This is a genomic window from Rhodohalobacter halophilus (genome assembly GCF_001715195.1).
Taxonomy (GTDB): Bacteria; Bacteroidota; Rhodothermia; order Balneolales; family Balneolaceae; genus Rhodohalobacter; species Rhodohalobacter halophilus.
Genome location: NZ_MDWE01000068.1, coordinates 1 through 12,009, shown reverse-complemented (window position 1 = coordinate 12,009; position 12,009 = coordinate 1). Strand labels below are relative to the sequence as shown.

The following is a 12,009-nucleotide window of genomic DNA, read 5'->3' as shown; positions in this document are numbered from 1 at the left end:
TTTTCCAAAAGCCCCTAACGCTATGCGTTCAGGGGCTTTTTTGGTTTATTACCTCTCTTGAAATGCTTTTTAAACAGCTATTGTTTATATTTATTCTCTATTCACCCATCTTTTAACCAAAGCAGTAATCACAGTGGATTTAAACGTAGCTCAATCATTGAATATCAAAAAAGATATCACCTCATTCCTCTCAGATTATAAACAGAAATTGTCAGAACTTTTTAACGAGAGAAATGACGAGGATGAGATGCTGGCAACTCGTGGATTGCCACCTTACGTTCTCAGGGAAGTATTGGAACATAATCCTCTCTCCACGTTCATTCCGGATGAGTATAATGGAAGAGGTGCTATTACCAGTGAAGCATTGTCTATGCTGGAAACCACTTCTTATCAATCACTACCGCTTTCGTTAATGATGGGAATTAACGGTGCACTTTTTCTTCAGCCGGTTGCAAATTATGGAGAAGAGGAAGCTAAAAAGAATGTTTTTCAAAGATTTCTTAAGAAAAAGAATATGGGAGGCCTGATGATAACCGAGCCCGATTTTGGATCGGATGCTCTGCGTATGCAAACGGGCTATCGTTATAATGAAGAGAGCGATTCATACAAAATTGAAGGTTTGAAGCATTGGGCCGGGCTTACAGGATGGGCAGATTTCTGGCTGATTACTGCACGGGAGACGGACAAAAACGGTGAACTGGGAAGAGATATTGGATTTTTTATTCATGATAGCTCAAACGGCGGGATCGAGGTACTTGAGTATTATAAAAACCTCGGCCTCTACATGCTTCCATATGGCAAGAATCAGATTAATATAGATGTCCCGGCTTCATACAAGCTGAACCCTTCACGTAACGGTATTTTGATGATGCTCGATATTCTACACCGAAGCCGTCTGCAGTTTCCGGGAATGAGTACAGGCCATCTTAAACGGATGATGGATGAAGCATTGGCTCATTGTAAAGAGCGCCTGGTTGGAGGGCAAAGTCTGTTCAATTATGATCAGGTGAAAGAGCGTCTTGCACAACTGCAATCTTACTTTACAGTCAGTTCCGCGATGAGCTTTTTTACCGGTACCAATGTGCCGCTTACAAAAAATACAGCTCGTATGGATGTAGCGGCAAACTCCATTAAATCTGTTGTGACTGACTACATGCACGAAGCCTCTCAATCTCTTATGCAGCTGGTGGGGGCAAAAGGATATCGGCTGGATCACATTGCCGGACGTGCGATGGTAGATAGCCGGCCCTTCCAGATTTTTGAGGGATCCAATGATATTCTCTATCAGCAGATTTCTGAATCTGTCCTTAAGATGATGAGAAAGAGTAAAGAGAGTAATCTCTATCAATTTATGAAGGGATATTCACTTACAGAAAATGCGGCCGGCTACTTTAAAGATACTCTCAACTTTGAAGTAGACTACAAATTACCACAACGCAAACTGGTTCAATTGGGGAGAGCCCTCGGAAGACTTGTCTCCATGGAGATGACCTTGAAACTTGGTGATACAGGTTTTAACTCAAAAATGATCTCAAACAGCCTGAAAGTGCTTCGCTCTGAAATTAATTCAATTGTAAGTACCTATAAGAGTAACGAACAACCTGATGTACTGGACGGTTATGGCGATGACAGCAGCTGGCTCAAATTTGTAAAGGCATAACCTATCAATTCAACGGTTGGAATGAGTTCTGATTTAAAAGAGCATATCGTGGTTCTGACCGGTGCAGGAATCAGTGCAGAGAGTGGCTTGTCTACATTTCGGGATGCAGGCGGTCTCTGGGAAGGGTATGATATCAATGAAGTTGCGTCGGTGGAGGGGTGGTTCCGCGACCCTGAGACTGTACTCGATTTTTATAACAAGAGAAGAGTTCAGGCCTTTAAGGCAGAACCGAACGCTGCACACTATGCTTTAGCTTCTCTTCAGGAGAAATTTGAGGTGACCGTGATAACCCAAAATGTTGATGATCTGCATGAACGAGCCGGTTCTTTGAATGTAATTCATCTCCACGGTATGCTGAGGCAAGGAAGGAGTGAAGATAATCCGGAACAGATTGTGGATTTAGGTGAAAAACCGATAAATATAGGGGATAAAGCTCCCGATGGTACACAGCTTCGTCCGAATGTCGTTTGGTTTGGTGAACCGGTGCCTATGATTTCGAAAGCTGCAGAAGTGGTTCCAACGGCCGACTTGTTTATGGTGGTTGGCACTTCTCTCGCCGTATACCCGGCAGCCGGTCTGGTGGATTACACCCAACCCGGAATTGATAAATATTTGATTGATCCCGGCACACCGGAACTACTATCATTTGATGGATGGACACATATTCAGGAGAGTGCTGCGACCGGCTTGTCAACATTAACAAAAAATTTATTAGACAAAGATTATGAGTAAAAAAGCAACCGATAAAGAGAAAGAAGCACTGGAGAAATACCTTCTGCAATTTTTGAATATTGAAAAGCAGTTCCCATTGCTTCCCGGCATCGAGAACAGGGAAGCTATAGCAAGCTTAATGGGGCTGGAGGTTGAGGAGCTTTCAAAATTAAGAAATCACTTTACAGACAGTGCAAAGGATGCCGCACTTGAGCTTCTTAAAGAGGATGATGTTACCGACTGGATTGACGCGCTTCCTTTTGGACCGAATGATACGATTGTAGCTTTTGGGGATTCTGCTACAGACGATCTCCAGGGCTGGTTCGAAATTTTTAAACACATTCTGGAAATATCGGTTGAAGGAGCAAATTTTCAGTTTATCAATGCCGGAGTGACAAACAACACTACATCCGAAGCATTGAGAAGAATGCACAGGGATGTTCTATCCTATGAGCCGGATTGGGTGATTGTCAATCTGGGAACGTTCGATACCATTCGCCCCTCATTTATGCCAAAGAGAACGTTAATGCCTCTTTCCGAGACGTGGGAAAATCTTGCTACGATTGGAGATGCTATTGAAACGGTAACGGAAAACCCACCTGTGTGGATCGCTCCGCAGCCGGTGATTCCCGGTCTGCTGGATGAAATGGAGCTATTCGACTTTGAAATCAAGGAGCAAGATCTCTCTAAGGTAAGGCAGATCATTATGGGTAAGAAAGGGTACATTGTTGATCCGCTCGGTAAACGCATGGGGAGCCCTCCGGAAGCCTGGTACTATTTAAATGATGGCGTAAATCCATCTCTTTCAGGCCACGTAAATACCGTTCGAGAGCTGATCAAAACTCTCGCCACTGCAGAAGAACGGGATGGCGGAACAATGACCGCAATGGATCTTGGAAGTGATTGAGATTCATTGTGAGTAGGGGATAGCTGTTCAACCAGATCTATTCAGCTTTTTAGTAATGATTGGTATCCCATGTACTCAATCTGGTTATTCGTACTAAAAATTGGCTTTAAAAGAGATCATCCGGAGTGCCGGGCTGTAATTATATCTAAGCTCGGTAGTGTCCAGGGATTTTTGTGCAATCATATCGGGACTGAGCAGACCGACCTCTACATTTTTTCCATCAAATTCAATAAGAGAACTTCTGTTTAAAAGCTTGGATGATACAAAATCGGAATTTCGTTCAGCATAGATAAACGAATCAAACAGACCCAGCCCAAATCCGGCCCACGCACCGATGCTCGATCCGTATTGTAGACCGTCAACAATCGGTTTATTTCCGATCAGCATCACTGCGGAACCGAGGACTGCTCCACCGGCCGCACCGTAAAAGGTGTCAAGCAGGATGATTACAGACGAATTGTTTCCGTCATTGAAAATCCCGGAGATAAAAAACTCCTGTCCTTTGGGTAACGTGGCAATATCGTAAGCGGCTAATCCGGCTCCGGCGAGTATACCGGCTCCAAGGCCTACACGAAGGGGAGCAAAATCACTGCTGTTCTGAAGCCCCATGGTGGCTGCACCAAGGGCCGTTCCGGTAAGTGCTCCGTTTAGCACATTTCCACCCAAAAGCTGTGCGGTTTGAGCCTGAGATTGCTGTGGTGAACTCAGATACAGGACAAGGAAAAGTGCCGTGATTAGCAGTAAAATACGCTTCATAGTTCGTCTGTAGAATTTTGATCAATTTGGCTAAAGTTACCAAATCTGAATCTATTTAACAGGGTGAAATCTGTTGTCAGGCGTCGGGATCTCCAAGGGTGACCGGAAGAATTTGACCGTTATAAAATTTATGTCCGGTCAGAATGAAGTTTGCTACATATTCACCCATCTCATCTGACGAGACAGGGGCTTCCACTCCCGGAAATGCCTGTTCGAGCATTTCGGTCTGAACCGCTCCCAAGCAGAGGCAGTTACAGGCAATGTGTAAGGTTGACAGTTCAGCAGCCATGCTCTCAGTTAAAATTGCTAAACCGCCTTTCGTGGCACTGTAAGCGGATAGGCCGGGAAATTTACTGCTTCCCTGAAATCCACCCATGCTGCTGATGGTCAATACATGTGCTCTCTCATTAAAAAATGGTTTTAGCCCCGCTGTTAGCAGAGCAGGTGCCATCAGGTTCACTTCAAACTGTTTTTGCCAATCGTTTCGGCTTTGTTCGGAGAGTGGTTTATTGATAAGGACGCCTGCGTTATGAATGAATCCATCGATTCGAAACTGTCTTTCCTTCAGATGATCGGAAATTTCAGACACTGCATTCTCAGATGTGATATCCAGGCGAAGTACTGATATTAAATCAGGGTTAATCTTTTGGAGTGAAAGCAGTGCATCTTTCGACCGGGCAATCGCCGTAACTCTATGCCCTGATTGAGCAAGGCGTTTGGCTGTCTCAAACCCAATTCCCTTACTTGCACCTGTAATGATTATATGTTTTGACATGGGGCGATGTATTAAATGGTTATTTTAAACTCTTGTGAATAAACGCTTTTGGCAACATTTTTTTGTGATGGAAAAATAGTGTAAACCTGTGGGTTTAAAAAGTTGCCTTTGCAAGCGCTTTTTTTGTTTCTTTACGTCGCATTAACAATTTTGAGTTATGTTCAATTCAAGATAGTTTGTAAAAATTGAGTATTCATTTGGGAGCTAATGTGATAAAGCCTAAGCATGATGGAAATTGAAAAATTACTGCCGGAGAACATTCTGAAATTAAAGCCCTATGTGGCCGGAAAAACAATCGCTGAAGTCAAAAAAGAGTATGGTTTGGAACGCATTTCTAAACTGGCTTCGAATGAAAACCGTCTGGGTTGCAGCTCAAACGTAAAGGGTGCGGTACTGGAGGCGATCAAAGAGATTCAGGACTATCCCGATCCCATTGCGGAAAAACTCCGAAAAGCAATTGCTGACCGAAATGGTGTGAAAGAGGCGGAAGTGATATTGGCTGCCGGCTCTGAGAGTATTATTTCCATCCTTTGCCGTACCTTTTTTAAAAATGGTGAAAATGCAGTTACGGCAGACGCCACATTTGTTGGATTTTTTGTTCAGGCCGGGGTTCGCGGGATAGAGCTGAAAAAAATTCCAGTAACGGATGACTATCGATTTGATGTGGATAGAATTCTTAATGCCATTGATGACCAGACCAAAGTGGTGTATCTGGCCAACCCCAACAATCCTACAGGCACCTATTTAAAGGCCGATGAGTACCGATATCTTGTCGATTTAATACCTGATAATGTTCTTCTGATAGCCGATGAAGCTTATTATGAATATGCAGCAGAAGTCGATGACTACCTTCCCGCGATTGACCACCGCAAAGAGAATGTGATCATTCTTCGAACTTTTTCAAAAGCGTATGGTCTGGCGGGATTCAGAATTGGATATGCGATTGCCGATGAAAGGCTGATAACCGAGATGCTGAAAACCAAACTTACGTTTGAACCGACGGCTCCCGCCCAGGCTGCGGCACTGGCTGCATACAACGATCAGGATTTTCTCAAACAAAGCATTGAGCTGGTAAAGAGAGGTCGGGACAGATTGTATGAATTCTTTGATGAGCATGGAGTCAAATATCGAGAATCCATTTCTAATTCGGTGATGATGGTATTGGACTCGGAAAAGGAAGCCATCGATTTTACGCAGAAAATGTTGGAGCAAGGAGTTATTTTAAGAAGGATCAACGCATTTGGTTTACCAAACTGCGTGAGAATTACCATAGGAACTGAAAATGAGATGAATCACTTTGAAGAGAGTTTCATCAAAATAGTTAAGCAGTAGAACGAAAATACGTTATGTCGGAAAAAAAGAGTATTCAGAAAGAGTTTGACTGGCTAAAAGTTGCCGATACACTGTTACTTTCCCGGGCAATTGACGATCTGGAGGAGAGCGAGCTGGTGCCGGATAAAAAGATACTTTATCAATTTTCGGCCCGGGGCCATGAATTGGGGCAGATTTTGCTTGGTATGCAGCTAACAGACCCAAAAGATGCTGCATCAGCTTACTACAGATCCCGGCCGCTGATGCTAAGTCTCGGTTTGGATACGGAAGACGCCATTGCGTCGGGGATGGCAAAATCCGGAGGGTACAGTGACGGTCGTGATATTGGAGTTGTTTGCAACATGCCGGGCGAGGAGGGAGTTACTGTTCTGCCGATGGCAGGGGATGTGGGCTCGCAGTACACACCCGCCGCCGGATGGGCACAGGCTATCGAATATCGTAAGAAAGTGCTGAAGGAAGATGCCTATTCCAATGCGATTTCTGTCATTCTTGGAGGAGACGGTTCGGTTGCCACGAACGGCTTCTGGTCGTGTTTGACGATGGCTACAACCCTGAATCTCCCGATTCTGTTTTATATTGAAGATAACGGCTATGGCATTTCAGTAACGAGTGATATGCAGACGCCCGGAGCCAATATTGCCAACAATCTCTACTCGTTTAAAAATCTGAGAATTTTTAATGGGGACGGAACAGATCCGGAGGAATCACTCTCGTTGATTACCGAAGCGACTGATTATACACGTGAACGAAAGGGACCGGCACTGCTGAGGCTTACAGTACCGAGGCTGAATGGCCACTCCTATCAGGATAACCAGGCGTATAAAGATCAGGATCTGTTGAAAGAGGAGAGTGAAAAAGATCCCCTGAAAACACTCAAAGCATATTTGATTCCGGAGGTTATGAGTAAGAAACAGTGGGATGAGTTAGAGGAGAAAAACCGTAAGAAAGCCAAAGAAGCCGCTAAAGCGGCATGGAATCGCCCGGACCCTGATATAGAGGATGTTACAAAGTATGCGCTTTATGAGGAGGGTGATGAGCTTCAGATAACAGGAGGGCTTTACAAGGAGGGCTTTCAGTTTCCGGAATCTTCCCAAGAACCTGAACCGGAAAAGCAGAGAATAAATATTGTGGAAGGAGTTCGCCGCACGCTGGAGCATGAACTTGAGATTAATGACAAGGTTGTGGTTTTCGGTGAAGATGTGGGTGCGAAAGGCGGCGTTCATGCCGCAACCATGGGGCTTCAAACAAAATTTGGGGAGGATCGGGTTTTTGATACCAGTCTTTCCGAAGAGGGGATTATCGGGCGGGCGGTTGGCCTGGCCTATGCCGGTTTAATGCCGGTTGCCGAGATTCAGTTTCGGAAGTATGCTGATCCAGCCACCGAACAGCTGAAAAATACCGGAACGATCCGTTGGAGAACCGCCAATAAATTTGCGGCTCCGATGGTAGTGCGTATGCCGGGAGGGTTTGCCAAATGCGGTGATCCATGGCACAGTGAGTCGAACGAAGTCTTTTTTGCACACATGATTGGCTGGCAGGTAGCATACCCAAGCAATGCACAGGATGCCGTAGGTCTGCTTCGATCCGCCATGAGAAGTAATAACCCAACTATTTTCTTTGAACACAGAAATCTTCTCGACTCAAAATATGCCCGAAAACCTTATCCCGGTGATAAATTTGTGGTTCCGTTCGGCAAAGCGAACAAACTTCGTGAGGGAGAGGATTTAACGATTGTGACGTGGGGAGCTATGTGTGAGCGGTGTGAAGCTGCAGCAGAACAATCCGACTACTCCATTGAGATTATCGATTTACGAACCATCTCCCCCTGGGATAAAGAAGCGGTTTTTGAATCAGTCAAAAAGACAAATCGCTGTTTAGTGGTTCATGAAGACACTGCAACGGCAGGCTTCGGATCAGAAATAGGGGCTGCGGTTTCCGACGAACTGTTTCGATACCTGGATGCACCGGTTCAGCGCTTAACCATGCCGGATATTCCAATGCCATACAACGTTGGGCTGATGAATTCTGTTCTGCCAACGGAGGAAAAAATACTCGATAAAGTAGAAGAGATTATCAAATTTTAATAGGTTCCTATCTGAAATCTGTTCGATGGGATGATAAAACTGTCCCAATACAATCATGAGTAATTTAGCTTGTATCAACAAATGGGCTGTAAGCTGTTCCATGAGAAGAGTGAATTACTGGCGAAATGTAAATTGAATCGGAAATATTAAAAATCTTTACACTTAAAGTGGCATATTTCCTGAATCTTCTCTCTAAAATGTATTACATTCTGCACAGAGTGACTTAGAGACTGACCAAGATGAGAAACAAAGAATTTTTTTAATGCGTCTTGGCACAAAACTATTAGCAGGTTTTTTTTCGATTTCGCTCCTTGTGTTAATTACAGGGAGTTTATCGTACTATCTGGGGAGTGCGGTAAAAGATGAGCTGATTGAGACCAGTGAGCTTACATCCAGTCAGCTACAGACCCTGACTGATATGACATCAGATCTGCAGAGCTCCCTTCTTTATACCCGGAACTATTTGACAGAATTAGACAAGCGGAACAGGGGGGATAATTCCATTTCAGTTACGGCTCAAATCAGAGAGTCGCGAAGAGTAGTGGAGAGAAGTCTGGATAATTTTGAGGCAGATTTCCGGATATTTTTAGAGCGTTCAAAAAGGAATATTGCCGCCGAAGAAGATTTCGACTCTTTTGTGATGCAGATTGAACAGCTGGCCGATTCACTTCAAACCTCATTCAATTACTACAACTCCCTGACCCGTCAAATCATTGAGCCTGACGAAACCGGATTTGGGAATGAGATTTTCGTGGTGACGGTTGAGCCCTACTTTCGGAATACATTACTGCCATCCTTAATGGAGCTGCGATCTCTTTTTAATGAGAGGGTAAATAATCAGCTTGCAGAGCTTGAAAGCAGAGCCAACACCACCGTCAGGCAGGTGATTTTAATTACCATTCTATCATTTTTTATCGCTTTGGTTTTTGCAATGATTGTGTACAGATCGATTGCCAAGCCGATACAGAAGCTGCAGCGTACTGCGGACGAACTCGGTTCAGGTGATCTCTCCAAGCGGATAGAAATACAGACCAGGGATGAGTTAGCTGATCTTGCCGATTCCTTCAACAGCATGGCCGAGAACCTGAGTAAAAGCATGGTTTCCCGCGGTTATATGAATAATATCATTCAGTCGATGGGGGATATGCTGATTGTAACGGACGACGATCACAAAATTGAACTGCTAAATCATGCGGTCGAAACAGCCATGGGATACCATGCCAACCATCTCGAAGGGGTCGATATTAATAAGCTTTTTGATGATAAAAAAGTCGGAGAGTTCATGGAGGTCTATTCCGATAACGACACCGGTGAACCGATCATTGGCGAATGGATGATGAAAACCGGTAAAGATGAGGAGATTCCGGTTGTTGTAACACATACAAAAATTGAGGATCAAAATGGAGAGACTAAACATATCTACGTTGTTAAGGATATTACAGAACAGAAAGAGGCGGCACGGAAGATCAGTGATTCACTGAAGGAGAAGGAGGTGATGCTGTCTGAAATACATCATAGGGTAAAAAATAACCTTGCCGTTATTTCCGGTCTGTTAGAGATGCAGGTTTGGAACACTGACAATGAAGTTATCGCGGAGTCTCTGAGAGATAGTCAACTTAAAATAAAGTCGATGTCATTGGTTCATGAAAAACTGTACCAGAATGAGAATTTTGTTGATATAGATATTGCCGCCTATACGGAAGAACTGGTGAGTGAAATTCAGCGCTCATTTCAAACCAGCAAAAAGAAAATTGAGGTATCCTTTGATTGCAGATCGATTTTAGTAACCCTGAATCAGGCTATTCCCATCTCTCTTCTGCTGAACGAAAGTGTGGTCAATATCTATAAACATGCATTTAAGAAGAGAAGGAGCGGAGAGATTTTTATTAAGATGCGCCAAAAAGATGATAAAGTAGGAATATTAATTGCAGATAACGGAGTAGGGTTTCCTGAAGGGTTTCAACCCGGTGAAACGGGTACAATGGGCATGTTGCTTATCGAAACACTCGTTAAGCAGCTCAATGCAGAGTACAGGTTTAGAAATGGCGCGAAATCCGGAACAGAACTGGTGATTGTATTTCCTCTGAATGAGAAAGCCGGCGGCAGTTTTGTTTAAAGGATATAGTTGGAGGCAACTCTCTCGTACTCCGCAAGTTGATTTTTTTGCCATTCGCGATTCTGTTTCATCTCGTTTGCCATCAGTTCTGCAACAGTCGGAGCCATCTCAATACTGGCCTTTGCATCCAGCAGCAGGGCACGGGTTCGGCGGGCTAAAACATCCTCTACAGTCATAGCCATCTCATTTCGAACGGACCAGATTACTTCAGCTTTAATGTAGGGTAATCGCTTATGAAGTTTCTCTCCAAGCTCCGGTTTTTCTTTAATAAGTTTTTCAATTTCAACGCGGTCTGATCCGTAGTGGCGAAGCGGATCGGAATGATCGGTGTTCTTCAGCCATCCATGAATTCGCATGTTTTCGGTTACACACTCGTTGATGTTTAACCCTGCAACCGTAGCGGCTTGATCAACTGTATCCTGTGCCATCTTCCGATATGTTGTCCATTTGCCACCGGTAATTGTAACCAGTCCACTATCTGAAACAATCAATGTATGGTCCCTGGAAAGAGAAGCGGTATCACTTCCATCACCACCGGCTTTTACAAGAGGGCGCAAACCGGCAAATACACTTCGTACATCATCGCGAGTAGGATCTCCGGTCAAATACTGTGCGGCATGTTTTAATATAAAATCAATCTCCTCTTCCATTGCCTTGGGTTCCAATTCCGGGTTATCAACGGGTGTGTCAGTAGTTCCCAGAACCAGCTTACCGTTCCACGGAACGGCAAAAAGCACTCTTCCATCGTCCGTATGAGGAACCATAATGGCGGATTCTCCGGGTGAAAATTCGTGATCTATCACAATATGCACACCCTGGCTTGGAGCGATAATTGGTTTACTGTCGGGTTTATCCATTTTCAGGATATTATCCGTAAAAACACCGGTTGCATTTACGACTACTCGTCCATTCACTTCATACTCTTCTCCGGTTAATTGATCCGTAAATGAAACTCCATCCACCATGTCGTTGGTTTTCAGCAGCTGGTTTACTTTTGCATAATTGATTAATGTGCCCCCGTGCTCGGCTGCTGTCTGAGCAAGGTTAATGGCTAGTCTCGAGTCGTCGAACTGACCGTCATAATAGATCACACCGCCGCGAAGGCCGTCCTGCTCCAAAGTTGGAAGCTGTTCAATCGTTTTTTCCAGGGAGAGATTTTTAGAAGGCCCCAGGCCAAGCTTACCGGCCAACATGTCGTAAACCTTCATTCCAATTCCGTAAAACGGCCCCTCCCACCAATCATAATTGGGCACGATGAATGACTGGTTACGAACGAGGTGCGGGGCATTTTGAATGAGTAGTCCGCGTTCCCGCAAGGCTTCCAATACCAGCGAGACATTTCCCTGCTGAAGGTAACGCACGCCGCCGTGAACCAGTTTTGTCGATCTGCTGGAGGTCCCTTTTGCAAAGTCGTGCTGCTCAAGGAGCAGAGTGCTGTATCCGCGGGAGGCCGCATCAACGGCTGTGCCTAATCCCGTGGCTCCGCCTCCAATGATGATAATATCGAAATAACCTTGTTTCTTTTTGGTGGCGCTCAACATCTCTGCTCGGTTCATAGGAATTGGGGCTAATTGATAATTATGCTTAATAACGTAAATTACAGGCTATAAATCTATCAAAAGATGGGTTCTACAGTGAAATCCTATTATAAATTTTTTGATTTTATTT

At 44.4% G+C, this 12,009-nt stretch carries 9 protein-coding genes; 6 read left to right on the top strand and 3 right to left on the bottom strand.

The genetic code is table 11. From position 1 onward, the window contains the following. Window positions 1–133 precede the first annotated feature (133 nt). Genes BG260_RS13560 through BG260_RS13550 form a run of 3 tightly spaced genes read left to right on the top strand, consistent with a single transcriptional unit; the run spans window position 134 to window position 3,278 of the window. Entirely contained in the window at window positions 134–1,660 is a 1,527-nt protein-coding gene (locus BG260_RS13560) for an acyl-CoA dehydrogenase family protein (protein ID WP_245683976.1), read from the top strand. A gap of 21 nt (window positions 1,661–1,681) precedes the next feature. Beyond that, the gene (locus BG260_RS13555; protein WP_069133498.1) at window positions 1,682–2,392 is read left to right on the top strand and encodes a Sir2 family NAD-dependent protein deacetylase; all 711 of its coding nucleotides are present in this window, start codon (window positions 1,682–1,684) and stop codon (window positions 2,390–2,392) included. Next, window positions 2,385–3,278 carry an SGNH/GDSL hydrolase family protein gene (locus BG260_RS13550; protein WP_069133497.1) on the top strand — a complete coding sequence of 298 codons (894 nt, stop codon included), beginning with the start codon at window positions 2,385–2,387 and terminating at the stop codon, window positions 3,276–3,278. The genes BG260_RS13555 and BG260_RS13550 overlap by 8 nt, the downstream gene beginning before the upstream one ends. A 93-nt stretch (window positions 3,279–3,371) precedes the next feature. Here the strand turns inward: BG260_RS13550 and BG260_RS13545 are convergent, their stop codons facing one another. Next, window positions 3,372–4,034 carry a hypothetical protein gene (locus BG260_RS13545; protein ID WP_069133496.1) on the bottom strand — a complete coding sequence of 221 codons (663 nt, stop codon included), beginning with the start codon at window positions 4,032–4,034 and terminating at the stop codon, window positions 3,372–3,374. A gap of 76 nt (window positions 4,035–4,110) precedes the next feature. After that, window positions 4,111–4,809 (bottom strand): SDR family NAD(P)-dependent oxidoreductase, encoded by a 699-nt coding sequence (locus BG260_RS13540; protein ID WP_069133495.1) that lies wholly within the window; start codon window positions 4,807–4,809, stop codon window positions 4,111–4,113. A 225-nt stretch (window positions 4,810–5,034) separates the two neighbouring features. Here BG260_RS13540 and hisC point away from each other — a divergent pair, with 225 nt between their 5' ends. The 3 genes from hisC (at window position 5,035) to BG260_RS13525 (ending at window position 10,341) form a co-directional block, all read left to right on the top strand. Further along, the gene (hisC, locus tag BG260_RS13535) at window positions 5,035–6,141 is read left to right on the top strand and encodes a histidinol-phosphate transaminase (protein ID WP_083750332.1); all 1,107 of its coding nucleotides are present in this window, start codon (window positions 5,035–5,037) and stop codon (window positions 6,139–6,141) included. Between the two features lie 14 nt (window positions 6,142–6,155). Further along, a complete protein-coding gene (locus BG260_RS13530) occupies window positions 6,156–8,225 on the top strand; it encodes an alpha-ketoacid dehydrogenase subunit alpha/beta (RefSeq protein ID WP_069133494.1) in 2,070 nt (689 codons plus the stop codon). A gap of 262 nt (window positions 8,226–8,487) precedes the next feature. Then, window positions 8,488–10,341: a histidine kinase dimerization/phosphoacceptor domain -containing protein gene (locus BG260_RS13525; RefSeq protein ID WP_069133493.1), complete on the top strand. Its 1,854-nt coding sequence runs from the start codon at window positions 8,488–8,490 to the stop codon at window positions 10,339–10,341. Here the strand turns inward: BG260_RS13525 and BG260_RS13520 are convergent. Beyond that, window positions 10,338–11,897: a glycerol-3-phosphate dehydrogenase/oxidase gene (locus tag BG260_RS13520; protein ID WP_069133492.1), complete on the bottom strand. Its 1,560-nt coding sequence runs from the start codon at window positions 11,895–11,897 to the stop codon at window positions 10,338–10,340. The genes BG260_RS13525 and BG260_RS13520 overlap by 4 nt on opposite strands. Window positions 11,898–12,009 lie beyond the last annotated feature (112 nt).